This is a genomic window from Pseudomonas sp. TH49 (assembly GCF_016650625.1).
GTDB lineage: Bacteria > Pseudomonadota > Gammaproteobacteria > Pseudomonadales > Pseudomonadaceae > Aquipseudomonas > Aquipseudomonas fluorescens_H.
Map to the genome: position 1 here is coordinate 739,584 of NZ_JAEKFL010000001.1, position 25,417 is coordinate 765,000.

Consider the following 25,417-nt stretch of genomic DNA (forward strand, 5'->3'; position numbering starts at 1 on the left):
AATACCATCCATTATTCGAAGCGTTGCTGGGTGAAGCTGTTTTTGCCCTTGCGCCAGACGATCAGCGATTCACTCATGACCACCAGATCGACCATGCCTTCCTTCAGCGCATCCAGTGCGTCCTGGGAAGAGCACACGATCGGTTCTTCATGGCGGTTGAACGAGGTGTTGATCAAGGCCGCTTGACCGGTTTTCTGGTGCCAGGCCGTCAGCAGGCGATGCATGAACGGGTCGCTCTGCGGGCGAATGATCTGCGGGCGCGCGGTGCCGTCGATGTGCACCACCGCCGGACTCGCCTCGCTGAATTGCGGATGACAGTCGTAGGTCATGGTCATGGTGTCGGCGGCCACTTGCTCCTCGTCCCAACCGACGTAGCAGGCCGGCGCCTGCTCGATGGCGGTGACCGGGCCGAAGGGCATGAACTCGGTGCGATGCATGCGTTTGTTGAGCCAGTCGTTCACCTCGGCATCCTGGGCGTGATAGACGATGCTGCGATTGCACAGCGAACGCGGGCCGAACTCCATCTTGCCCTTGAACATGCCCAGCACCTGATTTTCCGTCAGGGCCTCGGTCAGCACGTCGATGATGTTCGACGGTGTGTGATAACCGAGCTCAGGGTAGTCGCGATTGATCAGGTTGATGTTCTGCGAAACGCTGCGCGATTCCGGGCCAAGCATCATCGACGGATTCTTGAAGCGGGTGCCGTTTTCCAGGTACGCGACACCGACTGCCGCAGCCAGTGCCAGGCCGCCATCGCCCATGCACGGCAGCACGTAGACGTCTTTCACGCCCGGGATCTCGCGCAGGCGCTGGTTGAGTTTGACGTTGCCGAACACGCCGCCGGCCAGGCACAGGTTGGCGCTACCGCGTTGCGCCAGATGATGGGTGACGGTCGCCACCAGCAGATCTTCGCTGTGGCGCTGCACAGCGGCGGCGATGTCCTCGGGGGTTTCCCGTGCAAACAGGGTTTCCAGCGGCGCGCTGAAGGTGTTGTAGGACGGCAGGAACATATCGCCGCAGCGCGCCTTGATACGGCCGTCTTCGAAACGGATCATCTGCTGCATCACGCCCAGCAGTTTCTGCGGATCGCCGAACGCGGCCAGACCGGTGACCTTGCCTTCGTGGCGGTTGGGTTTGTAACCGAGCAGGTGGGTGATCCGGCCGTAGAAATAACCGAGGCTGTCGATGCTGGTTTCGCGTTGCAGCACCGTGGTTTCTGTCGGGCTGTACCAGGTGACGGTCAGCGACTGAAAGTCGCCGCGTCCGTCGCACGTCAGGGTCAACGCGTCCTCGAACGGCGAGCAGACATAGGCACCGAGCGCATGGCACTCGTGGTGATCGATGTAATACGCCTTGCCTTGCAGACCGTTGTCGACAATGAACTGGTCGAATTCGCCGCGCTTTTCCTTGTCGTTGTTGATTTCATCGGTCACACGCTGACGGAACTGCGCAAGGCCCTGGGGATTATTCCTGACCTCCTCGACAATGCGATCGAAGTACAACTCCAGATGTTTGTCGGCACTGAAACCGGCGTTCCATCCATAGGCGACATGATCGACGTCTTCCAGTGACACGCCGGCCTGGCTCAACACAAACTCGATGGACTTGGTCGGCCAGATTTTATGGTCCTTGATGCGGGTGAAACGCTCTTCACTGACCGCTGAAAGAATCTGACCATCGCGTACCAGGCAAGCACCCGCCAAATCATTGTTCGTAATACCCAAAATGATCATAACTATTCCTTGTTTTCGCCAATTGAGGTGACGGCTTCGCCCACGCGCGTAGCGTGCAATGCAACAACCAGAGTCAATGACAGATGCCGGCCGTCATGGCCGACCATTACTCGTCGGGAGATAGCGGATTGATGTAGGTCCGCCGGGGGGATACACCTTCACCAGAAGGCATCAATGGGTGTCACCATCGCAAATTCCTTTTGCCGGAAAACTCCATGGGCGGTGCCGTGCTGAACGGGCCTCATGCCTGCAACACGTGGAGGGCGACGTGCATCGCAGCCGCCCTCGTTTCACCGGGGTAGCAGCCTAGTCGGTAATTTCCCGAGCACCCGGCGAAGTCCTCGCTAAAAATTAAATTCCACTGGCAGCCGCTGTGTTTTGCGGCGGGTTACCGGGACAAAAAAAAGAACGATGACGGTGTGCCATTCGAATTTTCTGTTGTTTGATCCAGCGCTTTCGCGAGCAGGCTCGCTCCCACAGGTTGATTGCATTACTTCAGCCAGAATGCGTTCTACTTGTGGGAGCGAGCCTGCTCGCGAAGGGTTTGATGCGGTGCAGCGTAAACTCACACCATCTCGTTACGAATCCATTCAACCACCGACGTGCGCTTGGGCACCCAGCCCAGCAGTTCGCGGGCGTGTTTGCCGCGAACGCGGCTGTTGGAGCCGAGGCCGTAGTTGGCCATTTCGTAGCCCCACTCGGCTTCGGCGTCTTGCAGTGGCCAGTCTTGTGGCTCGCCGAGGTTCAGCGCCTGGGCCATGGCGGTGGTCATGTCGATGAATGAGGCTTCGCCGCTTTCGACAAAGTAGAAGGTGCCGGGCACGTTTTTGGTCAGCGCCAGCAGGTACAGGGCGACGACGTCTTCGATGTGCACGTTGGACCAGATGTTCTGGCCAGTGCCGACATGGCGCACCACACCGCTTTTGCGCGCTTGTTTGAGCAGACGCGGCAACTGCACGCTGTCGCGATTGACCCCCAGGCTGTGGCCGTAGATCAAGGTGTTGCAGATCACCGCCGAATTCACGCCGTCCTGCGCGGCGGCGAGGATCAGGTTGTCGATGGCCACGCGGGCAGCCTTGTCGACGGTGGGTTCCGGCAGATTGTCTTCGTAGTAGATGACGTCGCTGGACTTGCCGCCCGAGGCATCGCCGACGATGCTCGAACCGCTGGTGTGCAGGAACACTTTGTTCGAACCGCGCAGGGCATCGAGCAACGCTTCGACCGCGCCGCGATGGTCACTGCTGGCGGCGTTGATCACCGCATCGGCGGCGCGGGCCTGTGCGGCCAGCAGCGTGGCGTCTTCGAGGGTGCCGATCACCGGGGTGATGCCCAATGCCTTGAGTTCTTCGGCCTGTTCGGCGCTACGCACCAGGCCCGTGACGGTGTGGCCGGCCTGGACCAGACCGGTGGCGATGGAACCGCCGATGAATCCGGCAGCGCCGGTGATGAATACGTTCATGGAGAAACTCCCTGCGTGAATAAGTGATGCCGCGAGTATCGACCGCTAACCCCGGTGGAAAAACCCGCGACCAGCCAAATCACTGTTGCGCAGGGATCACGAATCAACCCTTGAAATCGGCGCTGGCGTACGCCGCAAGTTTGCTCTGGATGAAGTCGAGGAAGCACTGAATGCGCAGCGCCAGTTGCGAGTTACGGTAGTACACCGCGTTGATCGGCTGGCGATAACCGCTGTTGAATTCCGCCAGCAACACCTTGAGGCGCCCGGCGCGAATGTCGTCGATGGTCATGAAGTGCGACAGGCAGGCGATGCCCTGGCCTTCCAGCGCCAGATGGCGCACGGTTTCGCCGCTGGAGGCGCTGATTGCCGGGGTGATTGGCCAGCGGTCGCCGTGCACGTAGCGCAGCGGCCACTGGTTGAGGCCTTCGTTGTGGGTGAAACCGAGCAGGGTGTGTTCGCTCAAGTCGGCGACCTGCTGCGGCGCGCCGTGCTGCTCCAGATACGCCGGACTGGCGACGATCAGCAACGGGCTGCAACCCAGCGAGCGCGCATGCAAGGTGGAATCGGCAAGGGTGCCGATGCGGATGGCGACGTCGGTGCTTTGTTCCAGCAGGTCAATGATCAGGTCATTGCTGTTGAGTTCGAGCTGGATGTCCGGGTACAGGCCTCGGAACTCGTCGATGTACGGCACGATGGCGTGCAGCATGAACGGCGACGCGGCGTTGATTCGCAGGCGTCCGGACGGGGTTTGCTGGCGTGAGGACAGACGCTCTTCGAGGGCATCCATCTGATCGAGAATCAGCTTGGCCTGCTCGAAGAAGTACTTGCCCTCCTCGGTCAGGTCCATGCGTCGCGTGGTGCGGTTGATCAGCGTGGTGTCGAGCTTGGCTTCCAGCCGCGACAACGTGCGGCTGACCGCCGAAGGGGTCTGGCCGACCTGCTCGGCAGCAGCGGAAATCGAACCGCATTCGATCACGCAGACGAAAATCTGCAACTCATCGGATCTGGCTTTCACGGAAACTCTCTAATCGAATGCGTATTCATCGTGGCGAGGGAGCTTGCTCCCGCTGGAGTGCGCAGCGCTCCCCTGCGATTCAGGTAGAAGCGAGGGCCGCTGCGCAGCCCAGCGGGAGCAAGCTCCCTCGCCACAGGACTTGGCCAAGCTATTCGATAGTAGCTTGATTCACTCAAGCCTTGAGAGCGAACACCTCTTTCAGATGCTGCTCATACCGCGCCACATCATTCTCGATGTTCGGGCGCTTCATCACGTCCACACAGAGGAACGTCGGCAACCCGGTCATGCCCAAAAACTCGTTGGCCTTGTGGAACGGAAAATAAACCGCGTCGACACCCTTGGCTTCAAAGAAATCTGTCGGGTCATCAAACGCCTGCTGCGGCGCGTTCCAGGTCAGCGACAGCATGTACTGCTTGCCCTGAATCAGACCGCCGCTGCCGTACTTCTGCGACGAGTCGGAACGGGTGCGACCGTCACTGGCATAGAGGCTGCCGTGGCCTTCGGTGAAGACTTCGTCGAGGTACTTTTTCACGGTCCACGGCGCGCCCATCCACCAGCCCGGCATCTGATAAATGATCACGTCGGCCCAGAGGAATTTGGCCACTTCTTCAGCGACGTCGTAACCCTCGTCGATGAACGTGGTTTTGACATCCAGACCACCGCGATCCAGCACGCTCAGCGCGGCTTCGTGCAGGGTGGCGTTGTAACGACCGTCGGAGTGGGCGAATTTCTTGCCGCCATTGAGCAACAACACTTTTTTCATGAGAACGCCTCGGTGCAGCCTTGGGGCTGGAGGAAGATGGGAAAAGGAATGGCGGCAGGTTAACGGCCCATCTCGCGCGGAATAAGCCGCGCTGGCGCAAAATACATTTGATCAAAAAGCACGAATCGAATGCCGATTGTTGCAATAACATTTCCGGCCATCTGCATTTGAGGAGTTGTTTCGATGAGTGAACGCCACGGTTTCATCCTGCACGCCAAGACCCGCCCGGAGAAAGCCGAGGCCTTCGAAGCGCTGTTTCGCGCCTATGTCGAACCGAGCCGCGCCGAGCCCGGCTGCATCGAGTACCACATGCTGCGCGACAAGGAAGATCCGACGCTGTTCATCTTCTACGAGATCTGGGAAAGCCAGGCGCACCTGGACGTGCACTCGAACCTGCCGCACATGCGCGAGTTTTTCGACAACCGCATGACGTACCTGGAGCGCGATTTCGATATCCGCCGGATCGAGATGCTCAGCGCCTCGTCGGCTAGCCGCTGATCAGCAGATGGGCGCCGAGCGCGCCCAGTCCGACGAAAAATACTCGCTTGAACAGCACGGCGCTGATGCGCTGACGCAACCACTGCCCGAACCACATGCCCAGCATCGCGGGGATCAGCACCAGCAGCGAGGCAGTCAGTTCGCCACTGCCCAGCGCACCGCGCCAGAACAAGCCGCCGGCCAGCGCCAGGGTCGAAACCGTGAACGACAGGCCCAGCGCCTGCACCAGTTCATCGCGACTCAAACCCAGCGCCTGCAGGTACGGCACCGCCGGTATCACGAACACACCGGTGGCCGAGGTGATGACGCCAGTGATCATCCCGCACAGCGGGCCGAGCCACGGTTCATGCCGAGGATTGACCTGTAGCGTCGGCAGCAGCAACCCACTCAACGCATATAGCAGCAGCGCCGCGCCCAAGCCGCGCACCACCCAATGCCCGCCTGCCATGCCGATCGACAACGTGCCGGCTGCGGTGCCTAGAAAGATCATCAGCAGCATCGGCCACAGGCGTTTGATCAGCCCTCTCAGATGGCCGCCGAAGGCCAGTTGCCAGACATTGGTCAACGTCGCCGGAATGATCAGCAACGCCGCAGCCTGCGACGGGGCCATAGCCAGACCGAGCAGGCCCATGGCGACGGTGGGCAGGCCGAGGCCGATCACGCCTTTGACCAGGCCGGCCATGATGAAGGTGGCGATGACCAGCAATGACAGGGCAAGGCCGAGGTTCTGGTAGAAATCTGCGAGTGTGTTCATGGCGCTACTGTGCGCTTTCACGGATGCGCTGAAAATCTGCCATATACTGAGGCTGCCTCTGCCAATACAAGAGGCTGAATTATTCATTGGAGCGACCGGCCTCATCGCGAGCAGGCTCACTCCTACAGGTTGGCGTTCACCTCCGATCCAATGTAGGAGTGAGCCTGCTCGCGATAGGGCCAGTGCTGCCCCTACAAAATCTGAGGCTGCCCCATGCACTTCGACCTCACCGACCTGCGCCTCTATCTACACATCCTCGACACCGGCAACATCACCGCCGGCGCCGCCCGCAGCCACCTCTCGCTGGCCGCCGCCAGTGCGCGCATCCGCGCCATGGAAGCCTCGCTGGGCATCGAGTTCCTGCAACGCGGGCGCCGTGGCGTGAGCCCGACACCTGCTGGCAAGGCATTGGCTCACCACGCGCGCATCCTCCTGCAACAGGCCGAACGCATGCAGCAGGATCTGGCCGACTACGCCCAGGGCGTCAAAGGTCAGGTGCGACTGTTGTGCAACACCACGGCGATCACCGAATACCTGCCGGAAGTGCTCGCGGACTTTTTGCGCGAGCATCCCAACCTCGACATCGATCTGCAGGAACTGCCCAGCGCCCGCATCACCCACGCCTTGCGCCAGGGCGCAGCCGATATCGGCATCGTCTCCGATGCGGTGGACACCTCCGATTTACAGACTCAGCCCTTTCGCGATGATCCGTTAGTGCTGATCGTGCCGCGGGAACATCCATTGGCCAACGCCGCCGAAGTCAGCTTCAGCGACGCCCTGCACCACGATTTCGTCGGCCTGAGCACCGACAGCGCGCTGGCGATCTACCTCGAAGAACAGGCGCTGCACAGTGGCTCGCGCATGCAGGTGCGGATCCGCGCCGACGGTTTTGACGGGGTGATGCGCATGGTCGCCCGAGGTGCCGGCCTCGCCATCGTGCCGCTGGCTGCCCTCGAACGCGCGACGCCGCGCACATTCACCAGCATCGCCCTCAATGAGCCATGGGCGCGCCGCACCCTGATGCTCTGTGCCCGGGATTTCAGCGCCCTGCCCGGTTACGCCAAAGCCTTGCTGCAGGCCTTGACCCCTCCCGAGGGCAAAGCGCGTTTCTGAGCAGCTTGATGTCGAGCACAGACAACTGAGCTCTGTCCGGGCGCTATAGGGTGCGACTTGGTTTCTTTGCCATCCGCCCACTGCCCGGAGTTCTCATGAACGCGACCGCCCCCATCACCGTTCTGCGCGATACCCACCCGCTGCCGGTACTCGATGCCTGCAAATGGGAAAAACTCGAAGGTGACCCGCACACCGTCAACCTCAACGCCTACACCAGCGAAGACGGCAGCAAGATCATGGGCACCTGGATCTGCACCCCAGGCAAGTGGCGGGTCGATTATGTGAAGTGGGAGTACTGCCACTTCCAGGAAGGCTATTGCATCATCACCCCGGACGGCATGGCGCCGATCCATCTGCGCGCAGGCGATATCTTCGTGGTTGAACCGGGGATGAAAGGCACGTGGGAAGTGGTCGAGACCGTGCGCAAATATTTCGTCTTCGCCTGACAAGCAAAAGATCGCAGCCTTCGGCAGCTCCTACATGGGCAAGATGTACACCCTGTAGGAGCTGCCGAAGGCTGCGATCTTTTTTGCCTCATATAAAAACCTGTGGCGAGGGAGCTTGCTCCCGCTCGGCTGCGCAGCAGTCGTAAATTCAGTCAATGCGGTTTTTATGAAGAACCGCATTGACCGGGTTTGGGTCTGCTGCGCAGACCAGCGGGAGCAAGCTCCCTCGCCACAAAAGCACTCTTGCCACCAGAGCATCGGTGATCCGAATTTACTGCGGCTTGCGATAACTGTTGATAATCGCCGAGAAGTCCTTGCAGCCTTCCCCGCGCTGGCTCATCGCCTGATACAACTGCTGCGCCACCGCCCCCAGCATCACCGGTTGATGCGCCTGACGCGCCGCTTCGGTCGCCAGTCCCAGATCCTTGAGCATCAGTTCGGCACCAAACCCACCGGTATACCCGCGCGAGGCTGGCGCCGTTTCGACGATGCCCGGCCACGGGTTGTACATTTCCGAACTCCAGCAACGCCCGGTCGAACTGTTGATGATCCCGGCCAGCACCGAAGTGTCGATCCCCAGCGCATCACCCAACGCCATGGCTTCACTGACGCCGACCATCGAGATCGCCAGCAGCAGGTTGTTGCAGATCTTGGCGATCTGTCCGGTGCCGACTTCGCCGCAATGCACGATGTTGCGGCCCATCTGCGCCAGCACCGGTTGCAGGGTGGCGAACAGTTCCGGGGTGGCGCCGACCATGAAGGTCAGCGTGCCAGCGGTCGCGCCACCGGTGCCGCCGGAGACCGGTGCATCGGCCATCGCCACGCCTTGTTTGGCGGCAGCAGCGGCCACATCACGAGCAGTCTGCGGATCGATGGTGCTGCAATCCACCGCCGGCACGCCTTTGCCGATACCGGCCAGCACACCATCCTCACCGAGCCAGACGCTGCGCACATGCACCGCCGCCGGGAGCATGGTGATCACCAGTTCAGCGTCTTCAGCTGCTTCACGGGCCGAGGCGCGGATGCTGCCGCCCAGTTGCGCCAATTCCGCCAGCACGGTCTTGTTCAGATCCACCAGGTTCAGCGAGTGGCCGGCCTTGATCAGGTTGCGCGCCATCGGCGCGCCCATGTTGCCCAGACCGATAAATGCGATTTTCATGGCAGTTCCTCAGCGCAGGTTGATGGTGGTGTTCACGCCGTCGTTGACGCTGTCGTCATCGAACCAGCGCGCCGTGACCGTTTTGGTCTGGGTGTAGAACTGCACCACTTGCTTGCCGTACGGACCGAGGTCGCCGAGTTTCGAACCACGGGACCCGGTGAAGCTGAAGAACGGCACCGGCACTGGAATCGGGATGTTGATGCCGACCTGGCCGACGTCGATTTCCGTCTGGAATTTGCGCGCTGCCGCACCGCTCTGGGTGAACAGGCCCGTGCCGTTGCCGAACGGGTTGGCGTTGACCAGCGCGATGGCCTGGTCGAGGGTGTCGACTTCCAGCACTACCAGCACCGGGCCGAAGATTTCCTGGGTGTAGATCTGCATATCGGTGGTCACGCCCGAGAACAGGGTCGGGCCGACGAAGTTGCCCTGCTCGTAACCCGGCACCTTGATGTCGCGACCATCGAGTTCAAGCTTGGCGCCTTCCTTGATGCCGCTTTCGATCAGATCGAGAATCCGCGCCTTGGCTTTCTTCGAGATCACCGGGCCGACATCGGTGCCTGGCTCACTGCCGGCGTTGACCTTGAGTTTCTGCGCCAGCGCTTTCAGATCCGGCAGCCACTGCTTCGCTGCACCAACCAGCACCACCACCGAGGTGGCCATGCAACGTTGACCGGCCGCACCGAAACCGGCGCCGACCAGGGCATTCAGCGCTTGCTCGCGATTGGCGTCCGGCAGCACCACGGCGTGGTTCTTCGCGCCCATCATCGACTGCACGCGTTTGCCGTGCTTGCCGGCCAAGTCGTAAACGTGGGTACCGACCGCCGTCGAACCGACGAACGACACCGCTTTGATGTCCTTGTGGGTGCACAGGCCATCAACCACGTCCTTGCCACCGTGCACCACGTTGAGCACGCCGGCCGGAACGCCCGCCTCAATCGCCAGCTCAACGAGAAGCATGGTCGACAGCGGATCCTGTTCCGACGGTTTGAGTACGAAGGTGTTGCCGCAGGCAATGGCCATCGGGAACATCCACAGCGGAATCATCGCCGGGAAATTGAACGGGGTGATGCCGGCGCACACGCCGATTGGCTGGCGCAGGGTGTAGGTATCGACGCCGCCCGCCACGTTTTCGGCGAATTCACCCATTTGCAGGGTACCGATGGAGCACGCGTGCTCGACCACTTCCAGGCCACGGAAAATGTCGCCCTCGGCGTCGGCAATGGTCTTGCCCTGCTCGGCGCTCAGCACCACGGCGATGCGTTTGGAGTGCTCGCGGATCAGTGCCTGCAGCTTGAGCATGATGCGCATGCGCGCGCCGATCGGGGTCAGTTTCCAGGTCTGGAATGCGCGGTGCGCGGCACTGATAGCGGCATCGACTTCAGCGGCGGTGGCGAACGGGACTTTGGCCAGCACTTGCTGGGTCGCCGGGTTGACGATGTCGTGCCACTCGGTGGTCTGCGATTCGACCCACTCGCCATCGATCAGCAGCTTGACCTTCTGGACCGTGGTTTCGTTGGGCGTAAGCGATGCGTTCATGCTGGTCTCCGAAACTTGTTTTTATCGTAGGAGCCAAGGCGAAAGGGTTCGCCTTGAGATGAGGCGTGTGTCACGAATTGGTTGTCGGACTGTTTTTGGAGTATAGATGTGCAAACTTCTAATAAGAACGCACATATAAGCCCGTCCATCATGCAAAAAAACATCACCTCCCTGGGGTCGCTGAACTGGGACGACCTGAAGTTTTTCCTCGAAGTCGCCCGCACCCGCAAGGCCAGCACCGCGGCCAAACGGCTCGCCGTCGACTACACCACCGTGTCGCGGCGCATCAGTTCGCTGGAAGCGGCGTTGGGTACATTGCTGTTCGAAAAATCGCGCACCAGCGGCTTTGTCCTGACCACTGAAGGCCAGCGTTTGCTGGGCTATGCCGAGTCGATTGAAAGCACGTTGCACATGGCTTGCGAGCAGGTCTCGGGTTCCGGCGTGGCGCTTTCTGGACATGTGCGCATGGGCTGCACCGAAGGTTTCGGCAGTTTTTTCATCACCCCGCAGCTGAGCCACTTCGTCGACGCCTACCCGGCGATTTCGGTAGACATCCTGCCGCTGCCGCACTTCATCAGCCTGTCCAAGCGCGAGGCCGATATCGTCATCGCTTTGGAACGCCCGGAGCACGGCCCGTACGTGTGCTGCAAACTCTGCGACTACCGCTTGCAGCTGTACGCAACCCAGGACTACCTCGATCAACACCCACCGATCCGCCGCCCGGCCGACTTGGGCAAGCATCAATTCATCAGTTATGTGGATGACCTGGCGTTCAGCTCGGAGCTGCTGTACCTGGCGAACGTGCTGCCCGGCGCCAGCGCAAACCTGCGCAGCACCAGCGTCATCGCGCAATTCGTCGCGGCGCAGCAGGGGCGCTCATTGGCGATTCTGCCGTGCTTCCTCGCCGCGCAGGATCCGCGCCTGCTGCCGGTGCTGCCCGAGGAAATCGACATCACCCGGCAGTTCTGGATGTACTGCCGGGAGGATCTGAGGAAGCTCAAGCGGATCACCCTGTTGTGGGATTACATCCGTGAGGTGACCGAGCGTAATCAGGGCCTGCTGATGGGGCAGACCCGCGAGATGCGGTTTGCCGATTAATCGGCGCTGACCACAATCGACACCCGGCGATTCTCGGTGCGTCCGGCGGACGTGTTGTTGGACGCCACCGGCTCGCTGCTGCCGAGTGCGCGCAGCTGGATGTTCTCTTCCTTCATGCCGACGGTGGTCAGCACTTTGGCCACACTCTTGGCACGGCGCAGTGACAATTGCTGGTTGTAGGCCTCTTTGCCCGAGGCGTCGGTATGACCGTCGACGCGCACTCGCTCAATGCCGACACCCACCAGCGCCTTGCCGATGCGTTCGACGATCTCGGTGCTCTGCGCGTTCAGGCTTTCGATATCGCTGCCAAACAGCACTTTGCCCGACAGGCCGAATGCCCAACCCTCATCGGTCGGCTCAAAGCCCTGTTGTTTGAGTACGGCGATCTGCGCCGGGGTCAGGCCTTTTTGCGGTGCGGTCTGGCACCCGGTCAGCGCCAGTACGGCGATCATCAGCAAGGCGGAAAACAGTCGAGCGGGAAATGTGAACACGGAATCAGCTCCTGGTTTGAAGATTGACGACCGGGCTCTCCGTCCCGGCAGTGGATTGAGCGCCACGCGACAGGCGCTTGGCCTGATACATCGCCGCGTCGGCAGCATTGAGCAAGGCACCTGGCGTGGCACCATGATCGGGGAAAACGGCAATGCCGATACTGAGCGACGTCACCACACTGGTATCACCCGGCAGCGCGATGGGCATGTCCATGCTGGCGAGAATCTTGTCGGCAATGCGTTCGGCGTCTTCGATCTTGTGCAATGGCGCGAGCAGCACGGCGAATTCATCGCCCCCCAGCCGCGCCACCAGATCCTCTTCACGCAGTTGCGCGCGCACCCGATTGGCCACCGCCACCAGCACGGCATCGCCAGCGGCGTGGCCGAAGTTATCGTTGATGCCTTTGAATCGGTCGCTGTCGAGAAACAGCACCGCCGCACGCTCGTTGTGCTTGCCGGCATTGCGCAAGGCGCGAATCAAGCGGCCTTCGAAAAACGCCCGGTTCGGCAGGCCGGTGAGGCTATCGTGGCTGGCCTGGTGGGCGAGGGTTTCGTTCTCGCTTTGCAGGTGGGTTTGCCAGGATTCGAGTTCATCGAGCAGGGCATTGAAGTCGTTGCCGAGGTTATCCAGTTCGGCGATCTGCGCCGGCGGTACCCGTCGATCCAGCGCACGCTCGCTGCGGGCGGCGTGGGCCACCGCCGCGAGGCTGCGAAGAGGACCGGTAATGCTGCGCAGCTGTCGGCGCGCCAGATACAGCGCGACCCAGGCACTGATCGCGGTACAGAGGATGATTCCCGCCAGACCGCTGAGCAAAAAGCGCATGAGGCTGCCGCCGTGACCAACCAGCAGAATGCGCCCGATTTCACGATCCTGATGCACGATCGGCAGGCTGATGGGCTTTTCCAGAATAGTGCGGGCGGCCTGCATTTCCAGTTCGGAGAACAAGCCGTTCTCGGGCCGCTGCCAGCGTGCCAGCAACTGGCCTTGCGCATCGAAAACCTGAGCATCCGCCACTTCCTCGGTGGACGCGATCAACGCCAGCGCTTCGGTAGCGGCAGCCTTGTCGTTGAACACTACCGCCGCCTCCACGGTGTAGCTGATCGAGCGCGCAATCAGGTGCAGGTTGTGATCGGCGTAGACCCGCAGCGCGAGAACGCCCAACAGGGTCAGCGACACACTGGCCATGGTCACGGCCACCAGCGCGACAATCAAATGTCCACGGCCGATGACCGAGCCCAGTGTCGGACGGGTTCTGGAACGGAACAATTTCATGGCGCCGCCGATTTGCGACGCGACAGCTGCAGTACGCTCGGGTGGATGCGTACGCCGCTGCGGGCTACGGAGTCGAGATTGACCTCGAAGGACACCTGCTCATCGCCGACGCGCAGGCAGAACAGGCTGCCAACCGTGCACTGATCGCCACCTTCGCTGATGCTCAGCACCGGATGGCCGATCAATGACGTGAACAGCCGACTGCGTTCATCTGCGGTGAGTTTGCCGATATACACCGCATCGCATTCGCTGACGATGGCCGGGTTGTCGGCCAGCAGTCGACGCACAGTGACCGGCCGGCCAGTGGCTTGTGTGGTGCCCTTGACCAGATCGTCGGTGTACTCGGTAGGCCCAACAATACACAGGCGCAACTGCGCTGGCTCGACCGGCCAACGGGCGTAGCTGAGGATGCCAAGCACGACTTGCGTCACTGACTGGGCGCGTTGTTCGGCCATGCTTGCGGGCGTTAGTGGCTGCGCAACAGCAACGCCCGTCAGCAAACAGAGCAGACCGACAAGCAATGCGTGCTTGCAGCGAACCACGCGCTCTGTCGCCCAGACTGCCACCTTCATGCAGGGATTCTCTTGGATCGTACCGAAATGATGCCGCAACGATAGCACAGCGGAGTAACACCAGCGAGACAGTGCCTTCTGACCGGCTGGTCAGTAACCGCCGCCAATCGCCAGATCTTTCATCCCCGAGCCTCGCTACCCTCCTCCAGTTCCAGCATCAATCCACTGAGGCGTTTGACCTTGCGTTGCACGGCCTCTTCGAACACGCCTGCGCGAGGTTCGATCAGGGTGAACCAGTTTTTCGCGCGAGTGATCCCGGTGTAGATCAGTTCCTTGGTCAGCACCGGATTCAGGGCATCCGGCAGGATCAGTGCGGTGTGCGCGAACTCCGAACCCTGGGATTTGTGCACGGTCATGGCATACACCGTTTCAACGTCGTTAAGCCGACTCGGCAGCACGAAGCGCACGCCGCCCTGGCCGTCGTTACGCGGAAAGGCCACGCGCAATACCGGTTTACCGGCGTCCGGCCCTTCACGCTCGGGCAGCTTGAGCGCAATGCCAATGTCGCCGTTCATCAGGCCCAGGCCATAGTCGTTGCGGGTCATCAACACCGGGCGGCCTTCGTACCATTGCTGGTCATGTTCGATCAGGCGCGCTTTGAGCAAGGCTTCGGTAATCCGCAGATTCAGCCCTTCGACACCCCAAGGGCCCTTGCGCACGGCGCACAACAACTGGAACGCGTCGAACGCCTGCAGTACGTCCTGTGCCCAGTTGATCCAGTCCGGATGCTCCAGCGGTCTGCCCGCAGGAGGGCGTTGATTGCGCAGCACGCTCAGATAGTGGCGGTAACCCTGTGGCCCGTCGCCATGGCCTTCGAGCAACAGCCGCTCCAGCTTGTGATCATGTTCGCCCTTGAGCGGCAGGGAAAACACATCGTCGTAGTGTCCGGCCGCCAGCAACTGACGCGCCTCATCCGGCAACTGCTGATTGACCCGCCGCGCCAGTTGACCGATGCCGCTGCCTTCACCGAAACGCCGGGAGTGGCGCAGCATCACCAGTTGCTGCGCCAGGGGATGCGAACCGTCGTTGTCTTCGTGCAAACCGCTGTTCTGCAATGACTCACCACTGACCGACTCCAGCCATTGCCGGGTCTGCAAGTTGTACCAGCCAGCCTCGGCATCGCGGCACAGATCGCCGAGCACCGCACCCGCCTCCACGGAGGCGAGCTGATCCTTGTCGCCAAGCAACACCAGACGCGCATGCGCCGGCAAGGCATCAAGCAGATTGGCCATCATTTCCAGGTCGATCATCGACGCTTCGTCGACCACCAGCACATCCAGCGGCAAGCGGTTGCCGGCATGATGACGAAAGTGTCGGGTACCGGGACGACTGCCGAGCAGACGGTGCACGGTGGTCACGTCGCAGGGGATTTTCTCGCGAACGGCTTCGGCGACCTTCAGCGACTGCACCTGCTGACTGATGGACTCGGTCAACCGCGCAGCGGCTTTGCCGGTGGGTGCTGCCAAGCGAATCCGCAGCGGCTGACCGGCCTCCACGGCGGGTGCCTGGAGCAACGCCAACAGGCGCACCACCGTGGTGGTCTTGCCGGTACCCGGCCCCCCCGTGATGATGCTGAAGGCTCCACGGGTCGCAAGGGCGCAGGCGAGTTTCTGCCAGTCGACCACCGCATCCGGCCTGACGGGGCCGAACAACTCATCAAGTCGCTGGGGCAGGTCATCGGGCGGCGTTTCACCTTGAGCCAGGCGTGTGCGCAACGCCCGGTCAATACGGCGCTCATAGGCCCAGTAGCGCCGCAGATACAGACGCTTGCCGGACAACACCAAAGGTCGCTGCTGCGCGGCCTCGCTGTTGTCCGCCGCCAGCGCAACCAGAGAACTGCTCGCCAACGCCTTGCACCAATGGCTGCCGTCCAGTGTTTCGAGCAACTGTGAAGGCAGCAGCAATACGCCACTCTGCACATCGCCTTCGGGTGGCAGCGACAGCGCGAAATCCGGGGCCTTGAGGGTTTCGAACAGATCCAGACACACATGCCCGTGCCCCAACTGATGGCTGGTCAGCGCGGCGGCGAGCAACACCAGTGGATCAGTCTCGGGCGCGAGCTCGTGCAGAAAGGCAACGAAGGCCTTGTCCAGCGACCGCAGCCAGCCTCGCTCGACCCAGCGATCCAGCAACAGCAGTAGATCTGCAGCACTCGTCAGCGGCGCCAGGCTCGACGCGTGGTCGATACCCGATGACAGATCGGCGAATGTACGATTCATAGCAGGACTCCCTGTTCCCATGCGGGCTCGGCCTTGGGTTCCGGCTTGCCCTGGAACAGACGATCCAGCCGCTCGATCAGTTCACGCGGCGGGCGCGCGAAATACACGCCGCGACTATCAGCCCGGGTTCCCCGCAGGAACACATACAACGCACCGCCGACATGTCGGTCGTAATCGTAGTCGGGCAGCCGCGCCTTCAATTGCCGATGCAATGCCAACAGGTACAGCACGTATTGCAGGTCGTAACGGTTGTCGAGGATCGACCGTTCCATGGCTTGCTCGGTATAGGCCGCATCGTCGACGCCCAGCCAGTTGGATTTGTAGTCAGCGACGTAATAGCGCCCCTCGTGTTCGAAAGTCAGGTCGATGAAGCCCTTGAACATGCCGTTGAGTTGTACCGGCTCGGCGGCCACCCGGGCCACACCGTTGTGGGTGTACTGGCGCACCCACTCATCGAGCTTGAGAACATCGACCTTGTGGCTGGCGAACCAGAACTCCATCTCGACGCGGTACTGTTTCAGTTGCTCAAGCACGACCGGAGACTGTCCGCTACCAGTCGGCAACGGGGACTTGAGCAGGTGATGCAGCCAGTCACTCAGAGTGGTGATCCAGCCTTCCCAGCCACGCAGGTTGCAGCGTCGGCCAATCGCATCCTTGATCGACTCGTAGGAAACGGCAAAACCTTCATCGCCAGCCCACTCCAGCAAGCCGTGAAGAAAGGTGCCCGGGTTGGGTCCACGGGGGAACCGATGGATATCGGCGCCGCCGGCCACGATATCTCGCGGCGCATCTGGATCGAGACGCTCATCATCAAACAGTTTTTGCGCTTGCGGACTGTCTGGCGCCTCATCACTGCCGACACTCAACACATCACTGATGCGCAAGGCACTGTAGGAGGCAATCCACCAGTTCTCGCTGGCCTTGCGCTTTGGTACCAATGTGGCACTGAGGATCGCTTCATTGCGCTCGGGACGATAAGTCTCCTGCCTGGCCTGCGGCATTTCACCCAGGTTTATTGCCGGACAGTCTTGCTGCAGATCCAGCAACCAACGGCTCAAGCCGGTTGATTCATCCAGCCTTGCACCGCCACCCAGCAGATAGCCAAGCGCCGAAAGATGAAGCACCGAACTGTTGTTATTACCGCGTTTGAGATCCGTTACACCCAGCCAGCATGCATGCTGTGCGCGAGTCAGGGCGACGTAGAGCAGTCGCAGATCTTCGGCCAGACGCTCATCGTCTGCCAGGGCGATCAACTCGGCAGTCGGTTTCAGCGTCACCTGAGCCTTGCCCGAGGCATCGTGGTAATGCAACGGCAAGCGACTGCCATCCACCGGTTTTGCCGAGCAGATGAAGGGCAGGAACACCAATGGATACTCGAGCCCTTTCGACTTGTGGATGGTCACTACCTTGACCAGTTGCTCGTCGCTCTCCAAACGTAATATCTGCTCTTCACCGGCCTGACCGGACAACGCCAGAAGTTCGGCCAGATGCCGAATCAGCGCTTGCTCGCCATCGAGTTCCGCTGCGGCCTGCTGCATCAGCTCCGACAGGTGCAAGAGATTGGTCAGCACCCGCTCGCCATCACTGCGTGCGATCAGGGTCTGCGGCAAGTGAAAGTCGTGCAGCAGACGCCGCAACATCGGCAACACGCCTTGCTTGCGCCACAGCTCGCGATAACCACGGAACTGCATGACCCGGGCTTCCCAGACCAACTCGTCCTGATTCAGTCGCTCCAGTTCAGCCAGAGGCAGATTGAGGGTGATGCAGGCCAGCGCGGCCTTCAGTGAACGCTCGACATCCGGCTCGGCGCAGGCCTTGAGCCAGGACAGCAGATCGTGCGCCTCCTGGGCGGCGAAGACCGAGTCCTTGTCAGACAGATAAACGCTGCGCACCCCACGGGCAGCAAGCTCTGCGCGTACCGCCTGAGCCTCTTTGCCGTCGCGCACCAGAATCGCAATATCGGAAGGCCGCAAGCCCCGGAAGACCTTACCCTCCTGAACGAATCCCGCGGCACCGGTTTGCCCACCATTGAGCAACGCCGTGATTTCACTGGCACAGGCCGCCGCCAACTGCTGGCGATAGACCGCGCCGGACAGGGGCTGATCGGTGGACAACTGCCAGACATTCAGCGCTGCGACATCTAGCCCGGCGATCTGCAATCGCTCTTTGCGTCCCTGAGACTCAACCGGCTGAAAGGGAACCGGGTTTTCCCCGGTTTTTTCACGAAACAAAAACGCACCGCGTCCCAGATCACGGGATTCGGCGCGTTCGAATACATGGTTGACCGCACTCACCATGCCATGGCTGGAACGGAAATTGGTACCCAGCGTATGCAGGCGGCCGGTGGTGGCCTGACGCGCACGCAGGTAGGTGTAGATATCGGCGCCACGGAACGCGTAAATCGCCTGTTTGGGGTCGCCGATCAGGAACAGACCGGTGTCCGGACTGTTGTCTTCGATGCGGTAGATGCTCTCGAAGATCCGATATTGCACCGGGTCGGTGTCCTGAAACTCATCGATCAGGGCAACCGGAAACTGTTCGCGGATTACCGCCGCCAAGCGCTCGCCGCTGTCGGATTGCAGCGCAGCATCGAGGCGCAACAGCATATCGTCGAAGCCCATTTCTGCGCGACGACGCTTCTCTTCCTCAAAGCGTGCACCCACCCATCTCGCCGCATGCTGCAATACAGCAGCATCGGGGGTCGGCAATGCGTCGAGGCTCGCCTTGAGCGCCGGCATCGCGTCCAGAGCAGGATGACTCGGTGCCTGGCCCTTCCAGGCTTCGGCCATCCCGTCTGGAGTCAATCGGGTGAAGCCGGTGCCGATATCCAGTTGCTCCATGGCCTCGTCCTCAGCCCAGGCCTTGAGCTTTTCGAACCAGGGTTCAAAGTAGCGCGCCTGCATCTTGCGCCCGTCGACGGCTTTGCTCGCCACGCCCTCGTGACAGATCATCAGCAGTTCATCTGCCCACTGCCGCCAAGGCATCTTCATCTCGAGCAACGCGGCACGCCGTTCTTGCAGACACTCTTCGATCAACTGCGCAGGTGCCTTGCCTTCGTCGCTGTCGCGCTCACTGCCAAACAGACCTCGCACTCGCGGCAACAGCGCTGCCGGTCCGCCCCAGTTTCCACGAACCCAATTCAGCGCGTCGCCCTGCATCGGGTAACAGAACAGTCGCCAGTAATCGCGCAGCACTTCGCCAAGCAGATCGCTGTGATCGGTTTCCAGGGACTGTGTAAACAGGCTGCCGCTGTCGAACGCATGTTCGCGCAGCATGCGCTGGCACCAACTGTGAATGGTCGAGACGGCCGCTTCATCCATCCATTGCGCGGCGATGTCCAGGCGATTGGCGCAGCCGGGCCATTGTGACGGATCAAACTGTTCACGCAGTTCCGCGATCAGTCCGTCCGGTGCGGGAGTTTCTTCGCGGAAATAGCGCGCTGCCTCGGCCAGTCGCGTACGGATTCGTTCACGCAACTCTTTGGTGGCGGCATCGGTGAATGTCACCACAAGAATCTGCGGTGGCAATAGTTCTCGCCCGAAGCCGTTCAACTCGCCGCCGTGCCCAAGGATGAGACGCAGATAGAGAGCAGAAATGGTGAAGGTCTTGCCGGTGCCGGCACTGGCTTCGATGAGTTGAGTGCCGTGCAGCGGGAATGCCAGGGCCAGCGGTGTCCTGGTACTCATGTGCGTGCTCCATCGCTGTTCAAGGAACGCCACGGCGCTTCATACAAGGGGCGATACAACGCGTCGCACCAACCGGGAAAAGTTTCGTCCGCCATCAACGCATCAAAGTCAGCGAATTGTCGGGAGAGCGCAGGGCTCTCGCGGCGTTCACCTTCGCTGTTCTGGCCGTCACCTTCGTAGGCTTTACGGGCAGCAGCCTCGGCCTTGAGCGGGTCAGTCTGAGTAAGCCAGGCGAAGGCCGTTTTTACCGCAATCGGCAATGGCTGGCGCATGCCGGCCTGCCAGGCGAGCAGCAGATCACCAAGTAAACGAACCGCTCTATCCTGTTCCATAGGCTCAAGCAGAAGGGTATCGTCACTCGCCACTAACGCGGTGGTCAGCAAGATTCCGCTGGCGCAGGCTACCAGGTGATTGACCCAGGGCTTGGTCAAGCGATGCCATTTTCGACTTTTGATCGAGCCGATGCTGTTGGGGATGGTCGTGACTGATAACACTCCACCATCAGCGCGTTGATGCAAACCGGCGAGCCAACCATCAACACGCACGCCCTGTAACTCAAGATTGATCGGAATCGCACTGGTCAATGGCGTCGGCCACAACGCCAGTAGTTGTTGGTAACGCTGCAGCAAATCCGGCAACGGCTCGATCAACTCCCTCTGGAGGCATTCCCCGAAACCGGCCATGGGCAGCAATCCACTGTTCTGCAAACGCCGCGCCTGATCTTCGAGCGCCCGATCAATATTGTCCGGCTGCCGGAGTGCGGCTTCGAGCAGACTGTCGCTCAGCATGTAGCGCTGCAGTGCGTCCAGCACAAAAGGTTCTTCGTCAGCCAGGGGCGCCTCGGCGGCCTCGAAATACACTTTGAGTCGCTGAGTGAAAAAGTGCCGGACCGGGTTACGCAAGAAATCCTGTAGAAGGGGCAGACTCAGTGGCTCTTCCTGAACATGAGGCGCGAGTAACTCGGCCTCATGCAGAGGCTCATGGTTCTGGTGTAAAACCTGCCACTCGCGGGCATAGCTGAATAGCTGATCGCCTTCATGGAAATAGCGCGAGCTGAACGGTTGCAGCGGATGCTCCTCGGTCATGGCACTCAACAGATCCTGATGCTCGTCGATGAGCCGCCAGCCACTGGCGAGGTGGTCACGCAACTGGCCGATCAATACCGAAGCTGGCCGCTCACTGTTGTCACGGATGCTCCGTCCGACCCAACTGATGTACAGCTGACAGCGCGCAGACAGCAGCGCTTCAAGCAACAGATAACGATCATCCTCGCGGCGGGAGCGGTCCCCAGGCCGGTAGTCGCTGCCCATGAGGTCGAAGTCCAGCGGCGGTTGCGCCCGAGGGTAATCGCCATCGTTCATCCCCAGCAAACAGACAAGCTTGAACGGGATCGCGCGCATGGGCATCAGCGTGCAAAAGTTTACTGCGCCGGCAAGAAAACGCTGGGACAGGCGCCCCTGATCCAGTCCCGCGAGCCAGGCTTCTCGAACCACCGTCAACGGCAATTCTTCTACCAATCCCACAGATTCACAGGTCTGCAGCCAGGTCTCGCGCAGCTCCTCAAGTTGCGTGAGCAGATAATCGTCGTGCTCGTTGCTGGCCTTGAAGAACAGCTGCATCAGCACTTGCAGTCGCTGTCCCCACACCTTGGGTTGAGCAGCCTGAGTGAGCTCGTGATGGGCCAGTTCCAAGGCATCCAGCAGCGCAACCAATGGCCCGATCAACGCGGCATCCAGACCACCGATTTCATCGTAGGGTTCTATACCTGCGCAGGCATTGGAGCTGCCGACCGCGTACCCGAGCAACATTCGCCGCAAGCCGAAATGCCAGCTGTTTTGCTCCAGCTCATCCGGCAAGCCCAGACCGGCACGCTGCTCGGCGTTCATTCCCCAGCGCACTCCCGCCCCTTCGATCCAGCGATGCAGAGTCGGCAAGTCGCGCTCCTGCACGCCAAAACGGGCACGTAATGCGGGAACATCGAGCAGGTCGAGGATCTCACTGACCGGAAAACGACTGCCCGGCAACTTGAGCAGATGTTCGACCGCAATCAGCAATGGGTCGCGGCCACGCTGGCCCTGGTCGGCCAGGGTAAATGGAATGAAGCGTGAATCATGCCGATCCAGTTGGCCAAACACCGCCCGGATATGCGGCGCATAGCTGTCGATGTCGGGCACCATCACGATTACATCCCGTGGACGCAGATCCGGATTGGCACTGAAGCGTGCGAGTAACTGGTCGTGGAGAATCTCCACTTCGCGCTGTGCACTGTGGGCTATGTGAAAACGGATCGACTCATCCTGCGTCAGGTCGACGGCGGGCCAGTGCTCACGCGTTTCATTGAGTGGCCGCAACTCGAGGATATCGTCCTGAAGTTGATTGAGCAGGTTTTGCGGCTGCGCTTCGCTGAACAGGTCGATGCGTCCGTCACGGAATGCCGCACGATAGCTGTTGGGGTCATCATAACTGTCGAGCAGATTAATATAGTCGCGACCTTGTTTACCCCAGGCGGCGAGCAGCGGATGAGCGTGTTGGTGCAGCGCTTCAGGATCGAGCGCGGCCGGCATGCCGGTCTTGCGACTCTGACGCTTGTATTGATGGCGCAGCAGATCCTTGTCGGCGACGATATCGGCCCAGTGATGTCGACAAGGGTTGTGCACACACAACAGCACCTGGCTGAAACGTGCAAGCCCGGCCAATGCTTCAAGCACCTGGGCCGGCAATGATGAGATGCCAAACACAATCACTCTCGAGGGTAGCCCTGCAGGTGCATGCTCAAGAGAGTTTATGCGCTCGATAAAGCGCTGGTGAACGCCGGCCCGGCTCTGAGCCATACCCTGCTCACCGACATCCACCAGCAGGGCACGCCACAATTCAGCCTGCCAGCAACTGACCGGGGGCAGTGGCTTTACCTCACCTCTGACATTGCGTAGCTGGTGCCGACCTACGGCCCAATCCTCAAGCCAGTCGGCTCGATACACTTGATACTGGTCAAACAGGTCTGCCAGGCGTTCGGACAACTGGTAGCGTTTACGCAAATCGGTGTCATCGGTGAGGAAGCGTTGTAGCGGCTCGAAATGGGGGCGCTCAATAACTTGCGGCAACAGACGCATCAGTCGCCAGGTCAATGGGGCTTTGTCGAGCAGAGACTTGGCCGGAATTTCTTCTCGGCCCAGCACCATACGGTAGAGCTGCCACATGAAACTGCCGGGGAGCTGCACATCGATCGCAGCGGCTATCCCGCAACCACCGAGGTCATCCCCTTCAGGGTCTTCCGCCAAGGCCAGCTTTAGCCATTGGGCGATACCGTTGCTCTGCACCAGAGCGATTTCGTTCTCCAAGGGCGCCAATGGATAGCGCCGCATAATGCTGACCACCAGGCTGCGCAGTTCGTCCAGACTATTGCTCTGAACCACCATGAATGCAGCATTGAGGGACGAGGCGTCCGGCATAAAAGCTTCCTTGGAAAAGTACAAAAGCTAGGGCAGAACCTTAGCACTGTCGACAGGCTGTGACAGCCGGAAGGATCTACCGCGTGCTGTAGGAACTTTCCTGCGGGCAAAACAAAACCCCAACTGCTTTCGCAATTGGGGTTTCGGAATTTAATCTTGACGATGACCTACTCTCACATGGGGAAACCCCACACTACCATCGGCGATGCATCGTTTCACTTCTGAGTTCGGGATGGGATCAGGTGGTTCCAACGCTCTATGGTCGTCAAGAAATTCGGGTACTGACTCGTGACCTGTTGGCCTCGCTTCAGCAAATCGGGTATGTGATACAGGTGTTTGTGAGCATCGCGAACTTTCGGTTCATTGCGTCTTCACACACCGCAATCTGATGCTCTCTCGAGTAGTCAAATTGCTTGGGTGTTATATGGTCAAGCCTCACGGGCAATTAGTATTGGTTAGCTCAACGCCTCACAGCGCTTACACACCCAACCTATCAACGTCGTAGTCTTCGACGGCCCTTCAGGGAACTCAAGGTTCCAGTGAGATCTCATCTTGAGGCAAGTTTCCCGCTTAGATGCTTTCAGCGGTTATCTTTCCCGAACATAGCTACCCGGCAATGCCACTGGCGTGACAACCGGAACACCAGAGGTTCGTCCACTCCGGTCCTCTCGTACTAGGAGCAGCCCCTCTCAAATCTCAAACGTCCACGGCAGATAGGGACCGAACTGTCTCACGACGTTCTAAACCCAGCTCGCGTACCACTTTAAATGGCGAACAGCCATACCCTTGGGACCGGCTTCAGCCCCAGGATGTGATGAGCCGACATCGAGGTGCCAAACACCGCCGTCGATATGAACTCTTGGGCGGTATCAGCCTGTTATCCCCGGAGTACCTTTTATCCGTTGAGCGATGGCCCTTCCATACAGAACCACCGGATCACTAAGACCTACTTTCGTACCTGCTCGACGTGTCTGTCTCGCAGTCAAGCGCGCTTTTGCCTTTATACTCTACGACCGATTTCCGACCGGTCTGAGCGCACCTTCGTACTCCTCCGTTACTCTTTAGGAGGAGACCGCCCCAGTCAAACTACCCACCATACACTGTCCTCGATCCGGATAACGGACCTGAGTTAGAACCTCAAAGTTGCCAGGGTGGTATTTCAAGGATGGCTCCACGCGAACTGGCGTCCACGCTTCAAAGCCTCCCACCTATCCTACACAAGCAAATTCAAAGTCCAGTGCAAAGCTATAGTAAAGGTTCACGGGGTCTTTCCGTCTAGCCGCGGATACACTGCATCTTCACAGCGATTTCAATTTCACTGAGTCTCGGGTGGAGACAGCGCCGCCATCGTTACGCCATTCGTGCAGGTCGGAACTTACCCGACAAGGAATTTCGCTACCTTAGGACCGTTATAGTTACGGCCGCCGTTTACCGGGGCTTCGATCAAGAGCTTCGCGTTAGCTAACCCCATCAATTAACCTTCCGGCACCGGGCAGGCGTCACACCCTATACGTCCACTTTCGTGTTTGCAGAGTGCTGTGTTTTTAATAAACAGTCGCAGCGGCCTGGTATCTTCGACCGGCATGAGCTTACGGAGCAAGTCCTTCACCCTCACCGGCGCACCTTCTCCCGAAGTTACGGTGCCATTTTGCCTAGTTCCTTCACCCGAGTTCTCTCAAGCGCCTTGGTATTCTCTACCCAACCACCTGTGTCGGTTTGGGGTACGGTTCCTGGTTACCTGAAGCTTAGAAGCTTTTCTTGGAAGCATGGCATCAACCACTTCGTCACCCAAAGGGTAACTCGTCATCAGCTCTCGGCCTTAAGATCCCGGATTTACCTAAGATCTCAGCCTACCACCTTAAACTTGGACAACCAACGCCAAGCTGGCCTAGCCTTCTCCGTCCCTCCATCGCAATAACCAGAAGTACAGGAATATTAACCTGTTTTCCATCGACTACGCTTTTCAGCCTCGCCTTAGGGACCGACTAACCCTGCGTCGATTAACGTTGCGCAGGAAACCTTGGTCTTTCGGCGTGGGTGTTTTTCACACCCATTGTCGTTACTCATGTCAGCATTCGCACTTCTGATACCTCCAGCAAGCTTCTCAACTCACCTTCACAGGCTTACAGAACGCTCCTCTACCGCATCACTTA

General features: G+C 60.1%; 17 protein-coding genes and 2 rRNA genes (1 of these 19 running past the window's edge). 4 read left to right on the top strand and 15 right to left on the bottom strand.

From position 1 onward, the window contains the following. Positions 1-11: 11 nt before the first annotated feature. The 4 genes from JFU48_RS03515 to JFU48_RS03530 all read right to left on the bottom strand — a co-directional run bounded on the left by JFU48_RS03515 (position 12) and on the right by JFU48_RS03530 (position 4,970). On the bottom strand, positions 12-1,733 hold the full coding sequence (locus tag JFU48_RS03515; RefSeq protein WP_201135857.1) for a carbamoyltransferase family protein: 1,722 nt from the start codon (positions 1,731-1,733) through the stop codon (positions 12-14). A 565-nt stretch (positions 1,734-2,298) separates the two neighbouring features. After that, the gene (locus tag JFU48_RS03520; protein WP_201135858.1) at positions 2,299-3,192 is read right to left on the bottom strand and encodes an NAD-dependent epimerase/dehydratase family protein; all 894 of its coding nucleotides are present in this window, start codon (positions 3,190-3,192) and stop codon (positions 2,299-2,301) included. 103 nt (positions 3,193-3,295) lie between these two features. Next, positions 3,296-4,207 carry a LysR family transcriptional regulator gene (locus tag JFU48_RS03525; RefSeq protein ID WP_103485487.1) on the bottom strand — a complete coding sequence of 304 codons (912 nt, stop codon included), beginning with the start codon at positions 4,205-4,207 and terminating at the stop codon, positions 3,296-3,298. 172 nt (positions 4,208-4,379) lie between these two features. Then, positions 4,380-4,970: an NAD(P)H-dependent oxidoreductase gene (locus JFU48_RS03530; RefSeq protein WP_201135859.1), complete on the bottom strand. Its 591-nt coding sequence runs from the start codon at positions 4,968-4,970 to the stop codon at positions 4,380-4,382. 183 nt (positions 4,971-5,153) lie between these two features. On the opposite strand from JFU48_RS03530, the gene JFU48_RS03535 reads away from it, so the two are divergent. Next, positions 5,154-5,468: a putative quinol monooxygenase gene (locus tag JFU48_RS03535; protein WP_003221439.1), complete on the top strand. Its 315-nt coding sequence runs from the start codon at positions 5,154-5,156 to the stop codon at positions 5,466-5,468. Here JFU48_RS03535 and JFU48_RS03540 read toward each other — a convergent pair. After that, complete coding sequence (locus tag JFU48_RS03540; protein WP_103485489.1) at positions 5,458-6,222, bottom strand: sulfite exporter TauE/SafE family protein; 765 nt, start codon at positions 6,220-6,222, stop codon at positions 5,458-5,460. The two genes, JFU48_RS03535 and JFU48_RS03540, sit on opposite strands and share 11 nt — an antisense overlap. A gap of 213 nt (positions 6,223-6,435) precedes the next feature. Here JFU48_RS03540 and JFU48_RS03545 point away from each other — a divergent pair, with 213 nt between their 5' ends. Further along, positions 6,436-7,335, top strand: coding sequence for a LysR substrate-binding domain-containing protein (locus tag JFU48_RS03545; protein ID WP_103485490.1), 900 nt, complete (start codon positions 6,436-6,438; stop codon positions 7,333-7,335). 95 nt (positions 7,336-7,430) lie between these two features. Then, a complete protein-coding gene (locus JFU48_RS03550) occupies positions 7,431-7,781 on the top strand; it encodes a cupin domain-containing protein (RefSeq protein ID WP_201135860.1) in 351 nt (116 codons plus the stop codon). Positions 7,782-8,052: 271 nt separating this feature from the next. On the opposite strand, the gene mmsB is transcribed toward JFU48_RS03550, so the two are convergent. Both mmsB and JFU48_RS03560 read right to left on the bottom strand, forming a co-directional pair. Further along, positions 8,053-8,940 carry a 3-hydroxyisobutyrate dehydrogenase gene (gene mmsB, locus JFU48_RS03555; protein WP_201135861.1) on the bottom strand — a complete coding sequence of 296 codons (888 nt, stop codon included), beginning with the start codon at positions 8,938-8,940 and terminating at the stop codon, positions 8,053-8,055. A gap of 9 nt (positions 8,941-8,949) precedes the next feature. Continuing rightward, positions 8,950-10,476, bottom strand: coding sequence for a CoA-acylating methylmalonate-semialdehyde dehydrogenase (locus JFU48_RS03560; RefSeq protein WP_083367084.1), 1,527 nt, complete (start codon positions 10,474-10,476; stop codon positions 8,950-8,952). A gap of 150 nt (positions 10,477-10,626) precedes the next feature. On the opposite strand from JFU48_RS03560, the gene JFU48_RS03565 reads away from it, so the two are divergent. Further along, on the top strand, positions 10,627-11,574 hold the full coding sequence (locus JFU48_RS03565; RefSeq protein ID WP_007962101.1) for a LysR family transcriptional regulator: 948 nt from the start codon (positions 10,627-10,629) through the stop codon (positions 11,572-11,574). On the opposite strand, the gene JFU48_RS03570 is transcribed toward JFU48_RS03565, so the two are convergent. The 8 genes from JFU48_RS03570 to JFU48_RS03605 form a co-directional block, all read right to left on the bottom strand. Beyond that, entirely contained in the window at positions 11,571-12,026 is a 456-nt protein-coding gene (locus JFU48_RS03570) for an OmpA family protein (RefSeq protein WP_201137049.1), read from the bottom strand. The genes JFU48_RS03565 and JFU48_RS03570 overlap by 4 nt on opposite strands. Before the next feature lie 43 nt (positions 12,027-12,069). Next, entirely contained in the window at positions 12,070-13,338 is a 1,269-nt protein-coding gene (locus tag JFU48_RS03575) for a diguanylate cyclase domain-containing protein (RefSeq protein WP_201135862.1), read from the bottom strand. Then, a complete protein-coding gene (locus tag JFU48_RS03580; protein WP_201135863.1) occupies positions 13,335-13,910 on the bottom strand; it encodes a YfiR family protein in 576 nt (191 codons plus the stop codon). The genes JFU48_RS03575 and JFU48_RS03580 overlap by 4 nt, the downstream gene beginning before the upstream one ends. A gap of 119 nt (positions 13,911-14,029) precedes the next feature. Further along, complete coding sequence (gene recD, locus JFU48_RS03585) at positions 14,030-16,129, bottom strand: exodeoxyribonuclease V subunit alpha (protein ID WP_201135864.1); 2,100 nt, start codon at positions 16,127-16,129, stop codon at positions 14,030-14,032. Then, entirely contained in the window at positions 16,126-19,815 is a 3,690-nt protein-coding gene (gene recB / locus JFU48_RS03590; RefSeq protein WP_201135865.1) for an exodeoxyribonuclease V subunit beta, read from the bottom strand. Before recB ends, recD begins: the two co-directional genes overlap by 4 nt. Continuing rightward, complete coding sequence (gene recC, locus JFU48_RS03595; RefSeq protein WP_201135866.1) at positions 19,812-23,264, bottom strand: exodeoxyribonuclease V subunit gamma; 3,453 nt, start codon at positions 23,262-23,264, stop codon at positions 19,812-19,814. Before recC ends, recB begins: the two co-directional genes overlap by 4 nt. A gap of 154 nt (positions 23,265-23,418) precedes the next feature. Further along, positions 23,419-23,534, bottom strand: a 5S ribosomal RNA gene (rrf, locus tag JFU48_RS03600). Positions 23,535-23,688: 154 nt separating this feature from the next. Then, a 23S ribosomal RNA gene (locus JFU48_RS03605) occupies positions 23,689-25,417 on the bottom strand (it continues 1,163 nt past the right edge of the window).

What these genes read in the sequence shown, in the direction of transcription:
- recB (WP_201135865.1), bottom strand. Translation starts at nt 19,815, where the DNA reads ATGAGTACCAGGACACCGCTGGCCCTGGCATTCCCGCTGCACGGCACT.
- recD (WP_201135864.1), bottom strand. Translation starts at nt 16,129, where the DNA reads ATGAATCGTACATTCGCCGATCTGTCATCGGGTATCGACCACGCGTCG.
- JFU48_RS03545 (WP_103485490.1), top strand. Translation starts at nt 6,436, where the DNA reads ATGCACTTCGACCTCACCGACCTGCGCCTCTATCTACACATCCTCGAC.
- JFU48_RS03535 (WP_003221439.1), top strand. Translation starts at nt 5,154, where the DNA reads ATGAGTGAACGCCACGGTTTCATCCTGCACGCCAAGACCCGCCCGGAG.
- JFU48_RS03570 (WP_201137049.1), bottom strand. Translation starts at nt 12,026, where the DNA reads ATGATCGCCGTACTGGCGCTGACCGGGTGCCAGACCGCACCGCAAAAA.
- JFU48_RS03560 (WP_083367084.1), bottom strand. Translation starts at nt 10,476, where the DNA reads ATGAACGCATCGCTTACGCCCAACGAAACCACGGTCCAGAAGGTCAAG.
- JFU48_RS03540 (WP_103485489.1), bottom strand. Translation starts at nt 6,222, where the DNA reads ATGAACACACTCGCAGATTTCTACCAGAACCTCGGCCTTGCCCTGTCA.
- JFU48_RS03520 (WP_201135858.1), bottom strand. Translation starts at nt 3,192, where the DNA reads ATGAACGTATTCATCACCGGCGCTGCCGGATTCATCGGCGGTTCCATC.
- JFU48_RS03575 (WP_201135862.1), bottom strand. Translation starts at nt 13,338, where the DNA reads ATGAAATTGTTCCGTTCCAGAACCCGTCCGACACTGGGCTCGGTCATC.
- JFU48_RS03515 (WP_201135857.1), bottom strand. Translation starts at nt 1,733, where the DNA reads ATGATCATTTTGGGTATTACGAACAATGATTTGGCGGGTGCTTGCCTG.
- JFU48_RS03530 (WP_201135859.1), bottom strand. Translation starts at nt 4,970, where the DNA reads ATGAAAAAAGTGTTGTTGCTCAATGGCGGCAAGAAATTCGCCCACTCC.
- mmsB (WP_201135861.1), bottom strand. Translation starts at nt 8,940, where the DNA reads ATGAAAATCGCATTTATCGGTCTGGGCAACATGGGCGCGCCGATGGCG.
- JFU48_RS03565 (WP_007962101.1), top strand. Translation starts at nt 10,627, where the DNA reads ATGCAAAAAAACATCACCTCCCTGGGGTCGCTGAACTGGGACGACCTG.
- JFU48_RS03550 (WP_201135860.1), top strand. Translation starts at nt 7,431, where the DNA reads ATGAACGCGACCGCCCCCATCACCGTTCTGCGCGATACCCACCCGCTG.
- JFU48_RS03580 (WP_201135863.1), bottom strand. Translation starts at nt 13,910, where the DNA reads ATGAAGGTGGCAGTCTGGGCGACAGAGCGCGTGGTTCGCTGCAAGCAC.
- recC (WP_201135866.1), bottom strand. Translation starts at nt 23,264, where the DNA reads ATGCCGGACGCCTCGTCCCTCAATGCTGCATTCATGGTGGTTCAGAGC.